Source organism: Sulfuricurvum sp., assembly GCF_036279695.1.
In the GTDB taxonomy this organism is placed as follows: Bacteria; Campylobacterota; Campylobacteria; order Campylobacterales; family Sulfurimonadaceae; genus Sulfuricurvum.
On the sequence record NZ_DASUIQ010000117.1, the window covers coordinates 1 to 19811 of the forward strand.

General features: G+C 43.2%; 22 protein-coding genes and 1 tRNA gene. 11 read left to right on the forward strand and 12 right to left on the reverse strand.

All coding sequences use genetic code 11. The annotated features are described in order from the left end of the window. The 4 genes from VFW36_RS11285 to VFW36_RS11300 form a co-directional block, all read left to right on the forward strand. On the forward strand, positions 1-270 hold a 270-nt coding region (locus VFW36_RS11285; RefSeq protein WP_329658916.1), incomplete at its 5' end, for a FliG C-terminal domain-containing protein. A 102-nt stretch (positions 271-372) separates the two neighbouring features. Then, on the forward strand, positions 373-579 hold the full coding sequence (locus tag VFW36_RS11290; protein ID WP_329658917.1) for a hypothetical protein: 207 nt from the start codon (positions 373-375) through the stop codon (positions 577-579). 119 nt (positions 580-698) lie between these two features. After that, entirely contained in the window at positions 699-1250 is a 552-nt protein-coding gene (locus tag VFW36_RS11295; RefSeq protein WP_329658918.1) for a response regulator, read from the forward strand. 109 nt (positions 1251-1359) lie between these two features. Beyond that, positions 1360-1434: transfer RNA gene (locus VFW36_RS11300), tRNA-Glu, on the forward strand. A 26-nt stretch (positions 1435-1460) separates the two neighbouring features. On the opposite strand, the gene VFW36_RS11305 is transcribed toward VFW36_RS11300, so the two are convergent. Continuing rightward, positions 1461-3065 (reverse strand): methyl-accepting chemotaxis protein, encoded by a 1605-nt coding sequence (locus tag VFW36_RS11305; protein ID WP_329658919.1) that lies wholly within the window; start codon positions 3063-3065, stop codon positions 1461-1463. A 35-nt stretch (positions 3066-3100) separates the two neighbouring features. After that, positions 3101-3859 (reverse strand): D-alanyl-D-alanine carboxypeptidase family protein, encoded by a 759-nt coding sequence (locus VFW36_RS11310; RefSeq protein WP_329658920.1) that lies wholly within the window; start codon positions 3857-3859, stop codon positions 3101-3103. A gap of 137 nt (positions 3860-3996) precedes the next feature. Here VFW36_RS11310 and amrA point away from each other — a divergent pair, with 137 nt between their 5' ends. The 4 genes from amrA (at position 3997) to VFW36_RS11330 (ending at position 8421) form a co-directional block, all read left to right on the forward strand. After that, positions 3997-4557, forward strand: a complete 561-nt coding sequence (gene amrA, locus VFW36_RS11315) for an AmmeMemoRadiSam system protein A (protein WP_329658921.1) — start codon at positions 3997-3999, stop codon at positions 4555-4557. After that, a complete protein-coding gene (gene amrB, locus VFW36_RS11320; RefSeq protein WP_329658922.1) occupies positions 4547-5350 on the forward strand; it encodes an AmmeMemoRadiSam system protein B in 804 nt (267 codons plus the stop codon). The genes amrA and amrB overlap by 11 nt, the downstream gene beginning before the upstream one ends. A gap of 94 nt (positions 5351-5444) precedes the next feature. Continuing rightward, the gene (locus tag VFW36_RS11325; protein ID WP_329658923.1) at positions 5445-7355 is read left to right on the forward strand and encodes a cache domain-containing protein; all 1911 of its coding nucleotides are present in this window, start codon (positions 5445-5447) and stop codon (positions 7353-7355) included. A 34-nt stretch (positions 7356-7389) separates the two neighbouring features. Then, positions 7390-8421, forward strand: a complete 1032-nt coding sequence (locus VFW36_RS11330) for a hypothetical protein (RefSeq protein ID WP_329658924.1) — start codon at positions 7390-7392, stop codon at positions 8419-8421. Positions 8422-8427: 6 nt separating this feature from the next. Here the strand turns inward: VFW36_RS11330 and VFW36_RS11335 are convergent, their stop codons facing one another. The 4 genes from VFW36_RS11335 to VFW36_RS11350 are packed head-to-tail and all read right to left on the reverse strand — an operon-like array spanning position 8428 to position 10934. Beyond that, entirely contained in the window at positions 8428-8745 is a 318-nt protein-coding gene (locus VFW36_RS11335) for a hypothetical protein (protein ID WP_329658925.1), read from the reverse strand. Beyond that, positions 8738-9967 (reverse strand): nitroreductase family protein, encoded by a 1230-nt coding sequence (locus VFW36_RS11340; protein ID WP_329658926.1) that lies wholly within the window; start codon positions 9965-9967, stop codon positions 8738-8740. Before VFW36_RS11340 ends, VFW36_RS11335 begins: the two co-directional genes overlap by 8 nt. After that, positions 9936-10364 carry an ankyrin repeat domain-containing protein gene (locus VFW36_RS11345; RefSeq protein WP_329658927.1) on the reverse strand — a complete coding sequence of 143 codons (429 nt, stop codon included), beginning with the start codon at positions 10362-10364 and terminating at the stop codon, positions 9936-9938. The genes VFW36_RS11340 and VFW36_RS11345 overlap by 32 nt, the downstream gene beginning before the upstream one ends. A 21-nt stretch (positions 10365-10385) precedes the next feature. Next, entirely contained in the window at positions 10386-10934 is a 549-nt protein-coding gene (locus VFW36_RS11350) for a redoxin family protein (protein ID WP_329658928.1), read from the reverse strand. Between the two features lie 137 nt (positions 10935-11071). Between VFW36_RS11350 and nifA the strand changes: the two genes are divergently transcribed. Further along, positions 11072-12706, forward strand: a complete 1635-nt coding sequence (gene nifA, locus VFW36_RS11355) for a nif-specific transcriptional activator NifA (protein ID WP_329658929.1) — start codon at positions 11072-11074, stop codon at positions 12704-12706. On the opposite strand, the gene VFW36_RS11360 is transcribed toward nifA, so the two are convergent. The 6 genes from VFW36_RS11360 to VFW36_RS11385 form a co-directional block, all read right to left on the reverse strand. Beyond that, positions 12703-13590 (reverse strand): diguanylate cyclase, encoded by an 888-nt coding sequence (locus VFW36_RS11360; RefSeq protein ID WP_329658930.1) that lies wholly within the window; start codon positions 13588-13590, stop codon positions 12703-12705. The genes nifA and VFW36_RS11360 overlap by 4 nt on opposite strands. Positions 13591-13667: 77 nt before the next feature. Beyond that, a complete protein-coding gene (locus VFW36_RS11365; RefSeq protein ID WP_329658931.1) occupies positions 13668-14492 on the reverse strand; it encodes an AraC family transcriptional regulator in 825 nt (274 codons plus the stop codon). Positions 14493-14693: 201 nt separating this feature from the next. Further along, a complete protein-coding gene (gene nifT / locus VFW36_RS11370) occupies positions 14694-14906 on the reverse strand; it encodes a putative nitrogen fixation protein NifT (protein WP_329658932.1) in 213 nt (70 codons plus the stop codon). A gap of 40 nt (positions 14907-14946) precedes the next feature. Continuing rightward, entirely contained in the window at positions 14947-16605 is a 1659-nt protein-coding gene (locus tag VFW36_RS11375) for an FAD-dependent oxidoreductase (protein ID WP_329658933.1), read from the reverse strand. Beyond that, positions 16595-17716: an aldo/keto reductase gene (locus tag VFW36_RS11380; RefSeq protein ID WP_329658934.1), complete on the reverse strand. Its 1122-nt coding sequence runs from the start codon at positions 17714-17716 to the stop codon at positions 16595-16597. Before VFW36_RS11380 ends, VFW36_RS11375 begins: the two co-directional genes overlap by 11 nt. A 1-nt stretch (position 17717) precedes the next feature. Beyond that, complete coding sequence (locus tag VFW36_RS11385) at positions 17718-18695, reverse strand: iron-sulfur cluster assembly scaffold protein (RefSeq protein WP_329658935.1); 978 nt, start codon at positions 18693-18695, stop codon at positions 17718-17720. A 208-nt stretch (positions 18696-18903) separates the two neighbouring features. On the opposite strand from VFW36_RS11385, the gene VFW36_RS11390 reads away from it, so the two are divergent. Together VFW36_RS11390 and VFW36_RS11395 are read left to right on the forward strand one after the other, a co-directional pair. Further along, positions 18904-19299, forward strand: a complete 396-nt coding sequence (locus tag VFW36_RS11390; RefSeq protein ID WP_329658936.1) for a P-II family nitrogen regulator — start codon at positions 18904-18906, stop codon at positions 19297-19299. A gap of 64 nt (positions 19300-19363) precedes the next feature. After that, the coding region (locus VFW36_RS11395; RefSeq protein ID WP_329658937.1) for a 5'-nucleotidase at positions 19364-19811 on the forward strand (448 nt) is incomplete at its 3' end.

The following is a 19811-nucleotide window of genomic DNA, read 5'->3' on the forward strand; positions in this document are numbered from 1 at the left end:
GATAACAACAGTATTCGCGAGATCCTTAAAGCAGTCGATAAAAACGATCTTATGCTATCTCTCAAAAATGCGGCAGAAGAGCTCAAAGAGAAATTCTATGCCAATATGTCCCAACGTGCCAAAGATGCTTTTATCGAAGAGTTGCAGTTCTTGGGTGCCGTTAAGATGAAAGAGGTCGAAGCCGCACAACGTAAAATCGTGGATGCGGTTCAAGCGCTTGCGGAACAAGGTATCTTGCAACTCGGTGAATCCGAAGAGATGTTAGAATAATAGCAATTAGCCTGCATACGGAAAACCGTATCTAATGTTTTCAATATAATATATATTATGTTAACCAAAAGAAATTCAGTTCCGATAAGTTAGACTTCCGTTATGGAATCAACAAAAGAACAACTAATTACCGATATTGAAAACCTGCTCAACCGCTACGAAGGTGTCGGGGCGACTCACATCAACCCCGAGCTTCTCCAGTTTATGGATCGACAAACACTTCTAAGTATTATTGACTCCATTTTACGACAGCAAGAAAAAACGAACGAATCCAATGTTGAATGGCTTGAACAATTCAAGCAATATTGATACTAAAGAAACTAAATTTGTTTTTTTAAGGTCTTGCTAAAAAATATGATCTATAATTACAACAATTAACCACAGTGACATTTTTTAACATGTTGCTGAAATTACTATAAGGATCTTTCATGTCATCAAACGTCGATTTAATCCAACTTACAGAACAAACCAAAAAACTCACCGCAATGGTAGTGGAGGACGAAGTTGTTGCTAATGATCTTTTAAGCTCAACATTCAAAAACTTTTTCGCTGATGTAACATCTGCTTATAACGGTGCTGAAGCTTTGCGAATGTACGAAAAAATCAATCCGGACATCATTTTCGTAGACATTATCATGCCGGAAATCGACGGTATCGAACTTGCTCGCCGTATCCGTGCTATTAACCCATCACAAATCATTATCGTTATCTCTGCAAGCAACGATATTCAAAAAATCTCTGAATCAATTGAAGTGGGTGTAAACAGCTTCATCCAAAAACCGATCGATACGAAAAAAATCCTTGAAATGCTTCAAAACATCACAAGTTTGGTCGCTAAACGTAAAAAAATCGAAACTAAAACATTCTCTATCTCATTGCCGTTAGATGTTTATGAGCTAGTAGACGATAACGCGAAAGCAGAAAGTATCTCTAAAAATGCGGTTATTATCCGCGCACTCCGCTCTTTCTACAACGACTAACCTCCCCTCTTCCCCTTTTCGGGAAGAATTTTGGCATATTTATCTTTTTTTCAGCAATCAAGCAATATAATTTCAGCTCAGGTTTACCTGATTCTTTCTTTTTTAAAGTGGCCCCATCATCTAATGGTTAGGATTCCAGATTTTCATTCTGGCCATAGGGGTTCGAATCCCCTTGGGGTCACCACTTTAAATTCCCTACTTTATAAATCCCTAAATCTTAAATTCAGAAATTTGTGCAGACATACGTTCAGAAACTTTATGCAAGTGTTCAGCTGCCGCCGCAATCTCTTCGACACTTCTCGCATTTGAGGTGGACATCACTAGAATTTTATTGATCTCGTCGATAATGACATCATTTCGTTTGGTATTGGTTTTAGCTTTTTCGGCCACATCATTCATCCCATCAACCGTTTGAACTAAAGCCTCTACCGCCATATTCGTTTGCACTTCAACATTTCCCGCAGAACTAGAGAGTTTCTCCATCCGTTTGGCATTTTGGTTCATTTGTTCTGACATATCCATAATCGATTGAACGATGACGTTAACGGTCGCATTCGTCTCCACAAGGCTTTTTTGTGTCCGTTCCGCCAATTTACGCACTTCATCTGCAACAACGGCGAATCCTCGTCCGTGTTCTCCTGCACGTGCGGCTTCAATAGCCGCATTCAGCGCAAGCAGATTGGTTTGATCTGCAATATCAGAGATAACGGTTAAGACATTTTTAACCTGTGCGGCTTCCTGTGTCAAACCATTCAAACGATCATTCATCCCGCTTTCAATCTCAACGGTTTCATTAAGCGATTCTATTGTTTCGAGTAAAGAGCGTTGCGCCTCTTCCAAATTATTTCGAGCATTACTCGCCATTTCTGTCACTTCTGTAGTACGATTAAGAGCCAAATTCATCTCAGTTTTTATGATATTTGCATTTTTGGTTGTCTCTTCGACAATCCCCGATGCATTTTCAGCCTGTTTTCCAATCGATAAGGATGTATTGGAGAGTTCAGCAGATACGGATACATTTTCCACTGCGGCATTTTGTGCAGTTTGAAATGTATTGCGCAATACATTTGTCAACACATTAATATCATCGGCGATTTCGGTTAGCTCATTTTTACCGGGGATGGAAATAGTTGCAGTCAGATCTTTATTATCAACCATCGTTCGAATACTTTTGTTCAAAACTTGTACGGCACGACTTATGATAGTAATTGTAATATAACCCGATATTAATCCGATGACAAGTGATAATACTCCAAAAATGACCGTCATCGTAACTGCATGTTGCGCTTTATCGGTTACCGTCACTAAATTCGCGGAAGCTTCTTTCTTTTGTGACTCTTGAAGAACATTGATCCGATCTGCTAAAAGGGCGGACATTTCATCGAATTTTTCCATAGCTAAGTCACCCTCTGACTTGCCGGAAGCATACGCTTTTTTCATCTCTTTACCGGCTTCGAGTAGTTCAGATGCATCTTTTCTGATCTCTTCGATTTCGGCTATCCCTTTTTGATTCCCCTCTGCTTTGAACATTTTTTCAAACGATGTAATATCGTCAATAAGTGCTGCATGAGAGCGTTCTGCCTCCTTGACCGCGTCACTTTCCTGAGTTAAAGAAGCATCGGTTAAAAACTGCTGTATTTGGGAAGTTTGAAATTTGGCATCTGCTGCTAAAAAAGCCTGAGGTACAGATTCTTCTGCTGTTTTATCTACAAGTCCATTAACAGTAAAACTATTTATACCGCTGCCAATCGCATTCAATATTACCATCACGATAATAGAACCGATACCTACCGTGATCTGCTGCTTAATTGTCATATTCCACCCTTTTAATACATAAAATTTTAACCGCTTTACGCCGTCATATTACCACCGGTCACTTTGATATGCCACGGTTCATAGCGTACACCGTAGGGGTTCCCGTTAGTATATCGGATTGTGATATAACCTCCGTCATAAAGCTTTTTAAACACATCGGTCTCTTGGAACGCGGGGCTAAAGTTTGCATGTCCGTAACCTGCTTTGCCTATATCAAAATCTCCTACACTGTGAAAGGTAAATCCCGGAGGGGCAATAGAGGTAGAAGCAAGACGCAAATCGCCCCCTTCGGAAACCATTTTCTTCAAAAAAAGATGAAGTTGTTTTACCGGAGCACGAACTCCTGATGTCATAACCAAATCGTTTCCGATCAATTTTTTGATCGTTGCGTATTTCTCGGTTGCCGCCCCTTTTAGGAGAAAGTGTCCCGTATTTTTGATGTAAACCAGATCTTTTTTGGGTGTAACCGCTGTTAAGCGAGGAACTGTCCTCTCACCATAAAAACCGTAACGTCGGGGATCACCGTAAAATATCGTTTCGATATAGCCGACTTCTTGTGGGGTAAGGGCTTTATTGCACCGTGAAGCCACTTTTAACGTCTCATCAAAACTGATCGTATTAAATTGTACGTATCCAACTTGATTTTGAACCGTATTTAATTTATCCAGCAATGATCGGATGATCGGTGATGCTTTTAGGATAGGTGAACGAGTAGGAATAAACTCCTCTGTTGCACCTAAAACCAGTGTTGTGCTACAAAGAGCTGTTAAGGATAAAAAGGATCTTCTGTCCATATTCTCTCTTTAATCACAAAATGTTATTGAGGTATATCGTACAATCTTATCTAATTTTGAAAGAAAGTTAATAAAAAAATTGGTGTAAAATCGTTCTTAAGCATAAATCATCCAAAAAAAGTATAAGGAGATTCCCTATGTCGTCGTCTCACTATGTTCAAATTGCATCATCAGCTATCAATGAATATTTCGGTGAGGGACACATTGATAAAGAGTTACTTTTATCTGCATATCCTGAACTCTCTCAAAATAGAGCCTGTTTTGTCACCTTAAATCTCAACCATCGACTCAGGGGGTGTATCGGTTCTATCATCGCCCATCGTAGCCTTATCGATGATTTGATCTCAAATGCCGTATCGGCGGCATTCCGTGATCCACGATTTCCCCCTTTGAGCAAAGAAGAGTTTGCAAAGACGTCCATAGAGGTTTCCCTATTAACACCTCCACAAAGTGTACACTACCAAGATCGCAATGACCTCGCAGCAATTATCCGACCGTTTATCGACGGTGTGATTTTACGCGTAGGAAATCATCAAGCGACCTTTTTACCGCAAGTATGGGAAGAGTTGAGTGATTTTGATCTGTTTTTCGAACATTTAGGGCTCAAAGCTGGGGTAGGAAGCGATCCTCTCTCCTATCATCCTGAGATTTATACCTATCAAGTTGAAAAATACGAGGAAGCTTCGGATGAAAAATAGAATGATGAGTGTAGCGGGTAGTTTTTACCCTGCAAAAGCAGATGATATAGAGAAAATGATCGAGCGTTTCAATGCTATATTAGAATCCCATCACGATGCTTTGCAGCACTATAATACCCTTCACGGCAATGCGTTCATCGTTCCTCATGCGGGATGGGTCTATTCTGGATTTACGGCAAATATCGCCTATCGCATTCTAAGTACACAAAATTTTAAAACCGTTGTCGTCATCGGACCGTCTCATCGCGTCGGATTTGAGGGGGTGAGCATCGCCGATTTGGAACGCTATCAAACACCGCTGGGGGAATTAGCCATAGATACCCTTCTCGTAAAAGAATTAGTAGAGCGATTTACCATCCCCTATTTTCCGGATGCCCATCATGAGCACAGCACCGAAGTTCAGATGCCGTTAATCAAACATTATTGTTCCGATGTCAATATTGTAGAACTCGTTTATTCGAATACACAACCTGAATCAGTTGAACCGATCATTTCATTTTGTTTAAACCGACGCGATACTGCCGTAATCATCAGTACCGATTTGAGCCACTACTACTCCCAAAGCGAAGCAAAACGACATGATGCTATCTGCTTGGATGCGATTCAAACTATTAATCTATCAGAAATACATCAAGGATGCGAAGCGTGTGGGATGATCGGTGTTGAGGCGATGCTAATGGTTGCAAAATCAAACCACTTACAAAGTACAATACTTGATTATCGTACCAGTGCTGATGCGAGCGGAGATACCTCACGTGTCGTCGGGTATGTAAGTGCACTCTTTTCTTTTTAATATGAATTCTGAATTTTAAATTATTTATATAACTTTTTTTAAAAAAACAAGAATAATTTATGCATATTTTTTTCTAATACAACTAGGAAAACGAATGCAAGAAGATTTAGACACAGCACCCTATATTTCCCTATTTCCTTTTATCAATCAAAGCGTAAAACTTTTTGAGGATCAAAATCGTTTTTTGAAAAAAATCATCCTAACCGGTAAAATTTGCGCCCTCGAAAAAGCGGCTAATCTTTTCTCGTTTACCGAAAAGACCATCGAAACATTCAGTGATCTAAAAGAAGAACTCATACCGTTACTGATTCGGGAGAATATCAAAAAATACTCCGAAGAACTTCTATCCAAAGGACAGATCAGTATCGATATTCTGATCCGAAACCTATTTGAACGAACAGCGGATGTCGGTTTTCTAGCAACGGATACGACAATTATCGATTTTTTAAAGGGTGTATACCCATCCGAAGCGCTCCGCAAACGGCTGAATGAATACACGATGAAATACAGTGTCTACAATGAAATCATCATAAGTGATTTAAAGGGGAATGTACAACTCAATATAAATGGAAACAATGTAATCCCCTCCTCCGCATCCGATATGATTATTCAAAAGGCACTCCAAACCGACGGATATATTGAGCAATATAGCCATTCCGATCTATTTCCGTCCCAGAACAAAACCCTTATGTTTGCCCAAAAAATTACCGACAATAATCAACCTCTGGGGGTACTTGTCTTGTGTTTTCGCTTTGAGGATGAGATGGAGCGTATCTTCAAGGCTCTTTTAAATCCGGAAGAGCATATATTTTTCACAACCGGCAAAGAGATTATCACCGCGTCATCGAATGAAGCGTATAAAATGCAAAATGAGTTCAAAAATATTCATACGGTCTCAGGAATCACTTACAACAACGGCAATCTTTTCATCTCTGCCAAAACAAAGGGGTATGAGGGGTATTACGGTGCACCGTGGAAGAGTGTAGCTTTTATCAATGTCAAAAAAAAGACTCAAAAAGCTCCGACTCAAAGTACTATTAATGAAAGATGTTCATTAGATGAAAATATCAAAGCGATCATCCATAAAGCCGATGATGTCATCGAAGATTTGAGCGATGTCATTATCAACGGAGAGCTGATCGCTTCGAAAGAACGGGTCTATGTGTTGACTCCTGTTCTCGATAACCTTCGTAATATCAGTTCATCCATCCTATCAACGATCAAAGATACCGTCGGTAATTTGGAAAATACTATTATGGAGGGGCTAATTTTCGACGTAAAAGCCTCCGCCAGCCTCGCAATCGACATTATGGATCGGAATCTCTACGAGAGAGCCAATGACTGTCGTTGGTGGGCACTTACCCCTATATTCGAAGAGGAACTTTCCCGTGAACTTCCTGATACCAAACGTCTTACCGAGGTATTAGAGTATATCAACTCCCTCTACACCGTCTATACCAATCTATTTATTTATGACAACAGTTCGACGATCATCGCCTCTTCCAATGATCCGCTCATCATCGGGAAAAAAGTTTCAGGTGAATACATCACAAAAACCCTCTCCAATAGCAATACCCAATACTATTTTGTCAGTCCGTTTGAAAACACCCCGTTTTACGATGATAAAGCGACCTATATCTACAATGCCACGATCCGATCCAATGGAAAAACAATCGGAGGAATCGGAATCGTTTTCGATGCATATCCCCAATTTCACGCGATGCTAAGCGATAGTTTCCCCTCATCCAAGACAGGATTTTCATCTTTTATCGACCGAAAAGGAACCATTCTTTCTACCACCCACCCGACACACAATCTCATGGAGCGTCTGGAGTTAGATGATAGTATCCTCCGGTTTAATTCTCAACATCCTGAACACCGCTTTATCGTTTTGGATGGTAAAAAATATCTGGTCGGTATCGCCCTCTCACAAGGCTACCGTGAATACAAATGCCAAGATAACTACAAAAACGACATTCTATCCCTCACTTTTATCGAGTATTGAGTAAAATTCGCGTATTAGAATAAAGCGAGGCAATATGCACGTAACCGATAATGGTGAAGAGTTGATAGAGAGAACCCATCAGTACCTTAGCACACTTTTACGCGAAGCATTTCATCACACTGATGCTGAAAATGCCGTAGTGGTCTATGACACACGGTGTCTAATCGCGACACTTTTGATGGAGGGGTACAAACGCGCCCTCCCCCATGCACGACTGATCGATTTTGACAGCCATGAACCGCAAGACGTTCGAGCACAATTAGAGGCTCTGAACCCTTCGGATTTGGTGGTATTAATCCAATCAACCAATTTTCGCCTCGATGCATTCCGCTTGCGTGTCGAGCTGTTTAAACTTAAACTCAAAGTTATCGAGCATCCGCATCTGAGCCGTATGTCGGATGATGAGGCATCGTATTTTATCGATTCATTGGAATATGACAAGGATTATTACCGTCCTCTCGGTCGCACCCTCCAGTCTAAAATAGATAGTGCACCGATGGGGGTGCTCGACAGCGGCGGAGAGCTGTTGATTTATGGTTCACCGTTCGAATCTGCCAAAGTCAATATCGGAGATTACACGGGGTTACCGAATTGGGGCGGACAGTTCCCTCTGGGGGAAGTTTTTACCGAAGCGCAGGATCTCAGAGCCGTTCACGGACGGGTCAAAATTTACTGTTTCGGGGATGTCACGTATAAAATCAACACTCCCGAAACTCCTATCACCCTCATCGTTGAGGAGGGGCAAGTCGTCGCGTGTGAAAACTCAACACCCGCCTTTGATCTAATATTATCTAATATACGACGAGACGAGGGGGGAGTTGTTTGGATACGAGAACTCGGTTTCGGACTCAACCGAGCCTTTAGCAAAACACGCACGGTAGCCGATACAGGAACCTATGAGCGGATGTGCGGTGTTCACATATCACTGGGGGCAAAACACGGCACCTACGGCAAACCCGGATTTAAACGTCGAGACGGACTCTACCATGTCGATGTTTTTGCCGATACCCACACCTTTTCGCTTGGGGATGAAGTGATCTACAGAGACGGGGCTTTTATAATTTAGACGGTTTTAATTCACCCGCAACTTCGTCCGTCCCGTAAAGAGCTTCAAAAAATCATAAATATCGCTCAGGAAAAAAGCGCGGGTATCCTGATGTTCAAACCGTTGGAGCCATGCACGCTCACGGTTCAATAATCCCCGACACGGAACCACAAACTCTTCGTGCGGTAAGAGGGGTTTTAGGATACCGCAATCATTGATTGCCATTACAACCGCATCGAATAGTTCATCGAGTCTACTATCTTCATCGTAGTGATAGAGCTTGCCGTCCATGTTGTAAAAACGATAAATCGCCAGTATCTCGTGGGCTTTGTCTATTTCACTCATATTTTCCCCCTATCGCTACCGCGTACAACAATGGATGTGTAGACCATTGTGCCGCCTCTTCGTCATAAAAAGCTCCGATTCCGCTGCATCCGACACCCTGAGCTTCACATGCCATATAAAGCTCTTGAGCATAGATTCCCGCATCCACATGGGTGGTAGCACTAAACTTCTCGGTTGTGATAAGTATCACCATATTTGCCCTCGCGATGAAACGCTGATTTAGAAGTAAATGAACACACTCGGCGAGGAAGTTTCCGCTTTGTATACAAACATCTTTACGATAGATTCCCGTTTGCATACTCTGTGCGTGTAACACCACTGCGATAATGTCGAGCGTAGCGCTAGTGGGAATAGTGAGCAGAGCGTGTATCGTCGCGTCATTCATAGTAGAAGGCTCAAACGCCCTAGCGCTTCGTCTATTGGTATTCATCTGCAAAAAGTGCTCGTACTGATCCGATATAGGGAGTTTTGTATAGATTGCTTCAGATGCTATAATGGGATTGAGTGGATTATCTCCCTGCACATAATCACACGGCGATACCTGTATCAGCGGTTTACTCAATCCTCTCACTTTACGTTCAGACATTTCTCCGACGCCGTAGACTGCCGCAATGACCTCATCCTCTCCAAATCCCATAACACTATTCAAATAACCTTGCGGAGACATTTTTGTAAGGGTATAGTTAAAATGGTGTACCGATTTTTCCAAGGCACTGATCTGATGTCCCAAATCGAGGTAGAGGTATCTCCATCCTCGCAATCCGTATTTCCAAGAGGTTCGAAAGGGAACTAATGAGATCATTACCAATGCACCGTTAAAACGATTTTCCAACCCTACAAACGGCTCAATCCCCTCGATTCCTAGTTCTGTAATCAGCACCAGTTCATTATTAAATACATCCAAATGATAGATCCCGCTCAGTATCCCCTCGATGTTGCGCAGTTGTACATATATCTCTATCGGATGGAGGTTCCCAGCTGAGGGTACATTGAGCCGATAATAGGGTTTTTGAGCGATAATCGTTTTATCGGTAATACAGCGGGTCTGCTCCAACCATTGCAAAGCGGAATAATCGGAGAGTTTTAGACGATGACAAAAATGGGGATAGTGTTTAAACGATGAGGGTTGCGTATCCCAGTCGAGATAAGTGGAACGTGAAGTAACCGATTCAGGCGTTAGAAGAGTCTCTTCACGCACTGCGCAGTACTTTAAATATCTCACGGTTAGTGGTTAATTCTAGCGCACTAAATCCATCTTCGTTTTGGAGATTCGGATTTGCTCCCAGACTCAATAACATACGGACACATTCAAGCCGTGAAGCCGAAGCAGCATACATCAAAGCGGTTGTCCCCTCTTCATTCGTATCATCTATGTCAGCACCCGCTTCGATCAATAGCCGTATTACATCAGGCGATCCCGCATAGCACGCATTAAAAAGGACTCCGTTAAAATCACCGTTTACAGCATACAGATCAGCACCTGCTTCTATAAGTCGTGCAACCATCATAGCGTTACCTTCCAATGCTGAGAGCAAAAGAGGGGTATTACCGTTGAATCCGCGTTCTTCTAACGCGTCAGGATGAAATCCGCGATCTTGAAGCCATGTTATGTATTGCATGAGCATTTATGATCCTTTTCTTTACACGCCCATCCAGTTTTCGTGGTCGTGCCCTTTTTTCTTGAAGTTTGCCGCTTTATCCACCGCTTCGATACATTTATCGTAATCAACTTCATCGGTAATTTCAGGGACAACCTCTACATAGCTGATCATCCCCTCTTGGTCGATAACGAATACTGCGCGCGCAAGGCGATCTTTTAGTTTCCCCTCACCGATAAGAATTCCGTATTTTTTGGCAAAATCACGGTTGGTATCAATCACGATCTCGGCACTGTCGATCCCCTCACGAGACACAAAATCGTTTACAAATTCAGCATCATCGGTCGTAATCATCACCGTTTTGAGTTTTTTGAACTGCTTGATGAGGTCATTAAACTTTTTAGCCCCTAACGAACAAACCTCTGTTTTTAGCGAAGGGATAGCTATAAGAAGTTGTGCGGTCGGTGCAATCATACCGATGACGTTTTGGCTTCCGTCCAGATTGCTCACACGCGCGGCTGGGGCTTCACGCCAAATACTCATCTCTTTCCCCTCTAACGGGGTCGGTGTTCCGTGAACGGTGATCTGCATTATCTCTCCTTAAAGCTGTTTTGAGAATAGAGTGCAAAAACAGTTCTAAAAATTGCCTATTTTTTATCCACATGAATATTCATTCGTTGGACATTTTTGTATTAGAATACTGCTTAACTTATACAAAAGATTAAATTATGATGACCTATGAAGCCAACATTCCCAATCGTGAAGAGTGTCAGACCTGTAGTCTGACGTTTGCGTACAAAGAGATCAATCTTCTCTATGAGATTGCCGTGATGCTCACCAGTACTACCGATATTAGCGACAGTGTCGAAAAAGCGATGCGCCGCCTCAAACAACACGGATATTTGGAACGGTGCGCCCTCTTCCGAAAAAAGGAGGATGTGAATGAGTTGGAGCTTCTCAATTCAATCGATCTTGAACCCTATCAAAAAAAGATGGCAACGTACCGTTTCGGTGAGGGGGCTACCGGTCTAGCCGCCAAAAGCCGCGAGCCTATCGTTATCGAGAATATCCATAACAATATTAACTATCTCAACAAAATGGGGAATATTTCCACCCAAATGGTCTCGTACGTCGCCGTGCCTCTTTTACAGGATGAAGAGGTCATCGGTGTTATCTCTGCTAATATCGGGAAAAACAGTCCGCTCAACTTCGACGAAATTGTCCGAATGCTTACCATCGTCGGATCACTTTTCGTCGGATCACTCAAAGTACAGCAAAAACTGACCGAAGAGAAAGAATCGCTCACAGAATTGAAAACTTATTACAAAGAAGAGATGCAAAAAGATTACAAATTTGAAAACATTGTCGGGCGTTCCACACGGATGCAGCAAGTATTCGGAATGATCAATACCGTCGCCCCTACCGATGCGACGATTTTTATCCGAGGGGAGACAGGAACGGGTAAAGAGTTGATTGCAACCGCCATTCATAACCTCAGCCGCCGCCAAAACGGTCCGTTTATCAAACTAAACTGTGCCGCTATCAGCGAAACACTCCTTGAATCCGAACTATTCGGACATGAAAAAGGGGCTTTTACCGATGCGAGAGAGATGCGCAAAGGGCGTTTTGAACTGGCTGATGGGGGGACACTCTTTCTCGATGAGATCGGAGACATCACGCCCTCACTTCAAGTCAAACTATTGCGTATTTTACAAGAGCAGGAGTTTGAACGGGTCGGCGGAAACAAAACGATCAAAACCAATGTCCGACTCGTCGCGGCAACTAACCGTAATCTCGAAGAGATGGTTCGCAAAGGGGAATTCCGCGAAGACTTGTTTTATCGTCTCAACGTCATCCCGATCAATCTTCCGCCGCTTCGAGAGCGCTATGAGGATGTCAAACTCCTCATCGAACATTATCTCCACCGTTTCATGAAAGAGCATCGCAAAAACATGCATTTTACCAAAGGGGCGATGGAGTTGCTGCTCGATTATCCGTGGCCGGGAAATATCCGAGAACTCCAAAATACGATGGAGCGGATCGTCCTCATTTGTCCTGATGGAGAGATTCAGCCGGAAATGCTGAGTCATGTTTTGCCGTTCAACTACCAAAAGCTGTATATGCAAAGCGAACCTGCACCGATGATGCAGAGCGTCGCACCGACGTTCCCCCATCCATCCGCCCATGTAGAGCATCCATCAAATGCTCCGATGACGAAAAAAACACTTCAAGAGTTGGAGAAAGAATCGATTATTCAAGCACTCAGTGATTCACACGGTATTCAAACCAAAGCGGCAAGACTGCTGGGGATGAGCGCTCGACAAATCGGGTATAAAATCAAGCAGTACGGAATAGAGATTTAAACACTCGCTATCCGTACGCAGTTCTTACCATCGCTTTTTGCCCTATAAAGTGCTTTATCGGCACGATCCATAACGGTACTCAGTTTTTCTGCGCTTTGTATTTCGCTCAGTCCAAAACTGCACGTCATATGACCGACCGACTCAAAACGATGCGAATCGATTATTGAACATAGATGTTCAGCCATTGTTATAACCGAATTCATATCGGAATAGCGAAGCAATATAGCGAACTCTTCTCCTCCCCACCGAACAAAAACATCTGATTTTCGGATGGAATTACTTACCAAAGCCGCTAACTCCGTTAGAACACTATCTCCGATAGTGTGTCCATACGTGTCGTTAATGACTTTGAAATCATCGACATCAAAGATCAATAGATGAAGAGTAGGATGATATTTTCCGACCACCGCCTGATGCGAGTGAAAAACCTCTTCAAAAAGCCGTCGATTACCGATTCCCGTCAGAGAATCGGTCGTTGCTAATTTTAAAAGTGCTTTATTCCCTTCATCGGCTAATCGTAATACCGAATGGAGTAAATTATATTCATGCTTTATCAAAGGGGTAATTTTAGAATAACAAAACGATAATAAGTCGCTATGATCTATAATCCCGATCACTTTATTATTATCCTTGACCACTATTTTACTAGGGGAGCCTTCCAAAACATCGGCAATACTCTGCGTAGCATCAAACATAACTAATGGCGATGTCATAAACTCCCTAACCGGACGCATCATGTTATCAAGATCTTTCATTGAAAGCATCATATCTTTTAGTGTCACAATACCTACAAAACGGGTATCTTCGGTAATAATGACGGCATCATGTGCATGGATGGAGAAAGAATCAAACACTTTACACAAAGATGAACCGCTATCAAACATTTCTATATGGTGAGAATTCTCACCAAATAAATGACCTAGCTGTATTGTATGGGGGACGGAAACCATTTGAGTAATCATTAAACTGCCTTTTCCAATTCATTCTGATACATAAAACGTATAAAATCGGGAGCTTTATCTTTCATGGTCTGCATCTCATTAAAATACTGTTTCAACGGCACCCCGTAGAGACGTTTAAAGTCGTTCAAAAAATGAGATTGATCGTAATACCCGTTTTCACGTATTCTCATCGAATCGTAGGTATTGTTACACACCGATTCAACCATTTTTTTTCGTCTAAGGGTCACAATATAGGTCGAAAGGCTCATGCCGATATACTTTTTAAAATAGCGCAGTACCGTACTCTCGGATAGTCCGAACTCTTTTGCCACCGCTTTGGTCATTCGTGAGGGGAGATAGGGGAAATTAGTATCAATATATTGGATAATATCGCGTGTAATCTGATACGCTTTTTGATCTTTATCATTATTAACCATCTTTTCAACCCACCGCAGCGAATGATCGATTTCCATATCATCGGAAAGGTCAATGCTGATTTTAGAACCGGGCGTAATGTTGTTGACCATAGAGGAGATAGGGATATTTTTATGTTTAAAAATACCGTATGCGTTGAGCCGAATAACCGTCAGCTTTTTATCACGATTTTTTAGAACAATTTTGATGCTAGGAGGATGGGTAAATTTCCCACAGACAACACTGCCGTCAAATTCATACACTTGATTGTTCAAATGGAATGTAATAATTGCACAATTTTGATTTAATATAATGTGTTCATGTACAGAGGGGGAACCTCGAAAAAAGAAGTCTTGTTCGATTTGATACATCTCAACCGGAACATGAAAAATCGAGTCGATAAAAGGGCTTTCGTGCCATATAATATTCATTCATCAAATCCTTGATTTGGTGGACATAATAATAAAGCACTTGCGAAAAAATGTATTGTAAAATTCCGCCAATTAAAGGAAAAAAGTGATCATGAAAGATTTTTTTGGAAAATAATTATTTAAAAATATTCAATGGTCACATATCGGTCATATAAATTTAAAAATACGAGACCGATATGTGACCATAAAGCAAATGGGAGTTTATTCTCCTCGACGAACCGCAACCACTTCGGAAGGAAACTTTTTGGTGCAAGGTTCGATAAACCATGTCTCACCATTGGAGAGTTCAACCTCCCCACCCCATTTCTCATCTGTATCAAATTCGCTCTTTACAATGGTCTCTTCCATATCTTTTTTTGCGACATAAAAAGAGATCGCACCTTTAGAATCGTAACGTAACATAACCTTTGCCATTTTGGCTCCTTAATATTGATTAATATTTAAATTCATCGCATCATGATGCGTGAAAAAACGCTCTTATCCGATGCCACCAATCCGATGAGAGATGACCTTCGAACGTAATCCGCAAAAAACTCCCTGCGAGACGTCGGATAATAGTGTTTACTTCGTAATTCTTATCATCACTTTGAGGGAAGTCATCACGGTAGTGAACCCCTCTGCTCTCTTCGCGAGCGAGTGCCGACATTAACATCGCTTCGGCGACACTCAGAGAGTTGCGAAATTCGATGATCGAAAGAAGCTCTACATTATCGCTCCGCTCTTTATTGATACAGCATAGTCCCGATGACATTTTCATCAGATAGTGGACATATTCCAATGCGTTGACCAACGTATCATGAGTACGAAAGACCCCCGCGTTGTTATAGAGATTGTTGCCGAGATTACGCCGCATCGTATTGATGTTAAATCGATTTTCACCCTCTAAAATCGATTCGACATAACGAGCTTCTTTATCCACTAATGCGTAATCGATCGGATGATACTCCCCTTTTTTCGCAGCACGAGAGGCTTCAATGCCGGCGAGACGACCGAAATACGCCGCTTCTAGCAAACTGTTCCCACCTAGGCGGTTCGCACCGTGAACTCCGCTGTGGGCACATTCGCCACAAACAAAAATGTTCGGAATGTCGGTAGAGGTATCGTTTCGACTCCAAATTCCCCCCATCGTATAGTGCGCGGAGGGAGTAATCGGTAACAATTCGGTGAGAATATCGACACCCGCACCGCTAAGAGCATGTTTGCGTGCTGAGGGAAGTTTTTTATCGATCAACTCTTCCCCCAAATGGCGAAAATCCAGATATACACTGTGCCCTTCAAGCTGATGTTTGACAATATCGCGAGAGAGTTTATCGCGCGTCTGAAGCTCATCGGTGAAACGTTCCCCCATCTCATCGACGATGTAAGCCCCCTCACCTCGTGCCGCTTCGCTGATCAGCGTACCGCTGTTCGGTAAAGTCGTCGGATGAAACTGAACAAATTCCATATTTGCCAAACGCATTTTAGCTCGCAAAGCAATCGCGAGGAGATCCCCGCTGGATTCTTGGGAGTTGGTGGAATGACCGCGATAGATCCCCGCATATCCGCCACCCGCCAATACAAGCGATTTGCAGGCAAAAGCAATTACCTGCGAATCACGGCGTCGCAGTAGTGTAATTCCGGAGAGTTGCTCTTTGTACGTCGCAATCGAGAGCATGACATGGTTTTGGAGTATTTTTACCCCCTCACGGCGGCATTGCACCAAAAGAGTCTGGGTTATTGATGCACCCGTTTTATCGGCAATATAGCAGGTTCGCTTTGCCTTGGTACCTCCAAAAGGACGCTGCGCCACATTCCCCTCATCATCGCGATCAAACTGAACCCCCATCGCCTGCAGTTCGGAAATGATCTCTTCGGCACCTGCAACCATCGCACTCACCGCACTCAAACGAGCCAGTTTATCAGCCCCCTTGATCGTATCGGCGACATGATCGCGCAATGAATCGTGTCGGGTCGTTTTGAGGACTGCATTGATCCCACCCGAAGCGACGGCTGAATTGGTACGCAGTGGGTTACTTTTACAGATCAGTGCTACATTCAATCCTGCTCGACGAGCATACAACGCCGCATACAAGCCCGATATTCCGCTTCCGACAACCACGACATCATACAGCATAGGCACCCCTCATCAGTGTATTTACCGCATCAACAGACGCTTCGGGGAGATACGCCAAAATGGCATTATCCATCACGTGTGAGGGATCGACGGCACCGAAGATTGCACTAATAGCCCCCGCGCTTCGGGCAAACTGCAAGGCACTCGCCACATCACTCAGCTCTGAAGTGTTGAGCATCTCCCCTACGTTGGACGCAAACGGGCGTTTAAAGAGGTTTTTCTGCAACAACGGCGACGATCCGAGATATGTCACTCCGTATGAAGCACATGCGTGCATCAGAGGATAAAACTTCCCGTCTTCGCATTGCTGATTCGCATAGCCGTATGCGTGCGGCTTGGCGAGGTTAAACGGACTTTGGAGGTATTTGAACCCATGATGTTCACCACCGACACGACGGGCGATTCCGACGACTTTTGCAAGAGAGATATACTCGGTGTGATCGGCTTCATACAAAAAGCCGTTCCATGCCGCTATACCGTACGAAACGATTTTACCTTCAGAGCGTAATGTCTCAAAAAGTTCAAATGCCGCTTCGATACGCCCGTAAAATGTCTCTTGATCGATATAGCCCAGTTGCGTTTCGGGATTATGGAGATAAAATATATCGATCGTCTCCAACTCCAGATTTTTGAGCGACTGCTCACAACTCCACCGCAGATATGCCGGTGTCATACAGTGCTGATCGATAATCACCTCATCAGCACTCGCAAGTCCCGACTTGATGATGTTCTCTTGTATCCAGCCGTACGGATTATCGGGAAACGGAAAATCCAGAGGGATAAATCCCGCCTTGGAAGCGATTATCACCTCTTCACGCATTATCTCCCCCGTCGTAAACATCGGATTAAGGGCTTCGGCAATCTCACGCTCAGACATCTGATAGCGGTAGTTGATCGCCGTATCGATCAAATTAATGCCATTACGAAGCGCCATTCGGATCGCTTCGGCATAGTTGATAATATAATTATCCTCTTTGTACGGTTCAGCTTTATAGGTTCCGATCCCCAATGAGGGGAAAAAGAGTTCGCCGTTAAAGCGGTAAAAATCTTTCGAGTATTTACCGAACTTTTTCAGATACCCAAAAGTCCCTTCTTTGGTTGCGTGTGCCATTTTAGACCACCATCACTCGCAAATTAGATTTGAGTTTGAAATTGAGCATATCCTGCATCCCCGCGAGCGTCGTCGTCGTGTTCATCGAACAGCTCATACACTCTCCTTTATACTGGATATAAAGCTCGTGTTCCCCATCTACCTCTTTGAGATCGATCACTTCGACATCCCCATGATCGGCTTTGAGTGTCGGTCGGATGTACTCTTCGAGGATCGATTCGATACTGCGGAGTTTTTGAACCAAACTCATCGCATTGAAGTTTCCGTCCCCTTTTGCTTCTTTGATCTTTTTGCTGATCGCCTCTTTTTGAAGCTCTGCGGTGATCTCTGCGAGCATATCGACGAGGTAGACATCTTTTTTCTCATGTCCGCCCGGTTTGATACACGATTTACAGAATCCGCCCGCTTTGGTGTAGTCGGTGATTTGCTCAATCGTTTCTAGTTTATTGAGACGGATCACCTCTTTTAGGGTATCGAGACTCACCCGAGCACATTCACAAACGATAAATTCGGTCTCAAACTCACTCATATCGACCCCTTTATAGATCGATGCCGCTTTTTTGATCACATCATACGCCATAACCGAACAGTGCATTTTTTGCCCCGGAACGGCTGGAATATCCTCATGATCACGAAGCGCTTTTTCGACATCGATGTTAGTGATTTTGAGCGCCTCATCGACCGTTTTATCCATACACAATTCCGCCATCATATCTGAGCTGGCGATAGCGGTTCCGCATCCGAAACTTTTAAATCTGCTTTTTAGTATGACATCATTTTTAGGATCGATCATCCAATACAGCCGTACCGCATCTCCGCAGCTCTCCGCACCGAAATCGGCAATGATCAGTTTTTTATCCGCAGCATCCGCCTCTTCTTGAGTAATCTCCCCCATATTGATCGGATCGTTCATCCGTCGTTGTACTTCGCTCGAATACTCTTCCCATAATGCTCCGCCGATTAGCGTATCTCTTGCCATGCTGTGCTCCTAAAAATGGATTATATTGTTTAGTCGTTGCAAGAGCTGTTCTTATAGATGTATGACATTTTTGTAGCATCCACCCGCAAGAACACGCTATGCACTTTCTTTTTCAATCATTGATTAATTTATAAGCAGTGTATTGGTGAATCCTCACACAAACTCGCTTTATAATGACGTTATCACAAACCACTAAAAGAGGTCCAAAATGTTTCAGATTACCGCTGTATTTAACAAACACTGTCTAAATGATGTTCTTCGCGAACTGTTCGATAATGAAATCGAAGGGGTAACCGTAACCGATGTTATCGGAAAAGGCTCACTCGGTATTGCAGAGAAAAATAACGCTCCCGATTTGTATCCGAAAGTGATGCTCCTCATCGTCGTATCTAATGAAAAAACCAAAGCACTGACAATGGAAGCGATCCGCGCCCATACTCAGGATTTAGGTCACGGTGCAGGGAAAATGTGGGTCACTCCGGTTCTTGAAGTCGAGCGTATCCGTACAGGTGAAAAAGACGAATCGGCGCTCACCCAACCGATCCCACGGGCAACGGCGAAAACCGATACCTTCTTTACAGCGGTCGATACCCCATCGAGCTAATAGTGCTATAATGCCCGCAATAGCTTTGCGTTGCGAAGCATGAATCTCTTTATAGGGCTCGTTGATGGGGTATGATTTAGAAAACAAACTGGTTATTGCCATCTCATCGAGGGCATTATTCTCTTTGGAAGAAGAAAATAGCATTTTTGAAGAAAAAGGGCTCAAAGAGTACTATCAGCATCAGCTCGAAAAAGAGCTCGACCTCCTGCAACCGGGCACGGCATTCGACCTCGTCAACAACTTTTTAGCGATCAACACGCTATTTGATGATGGAAAACACATCGAAGTCATTATCATCTCCCGCAACAATGCCGCCACCAGCTTGCGGATCACAAAATCGATCGAAGCGTATAATCTGGATATTGTCCGTTCGGCTTGGACGGGCGGAGAAAAAATCTCGAAATATCTATTGCCGTTCAAAGTCGATCTCTTTTTATCCGCCTACGAAGAAGATGTCCGTGATGCGATCGATACGGGGATCGCGGCAGCGAGGATTTTACCGTTTGAGGGGG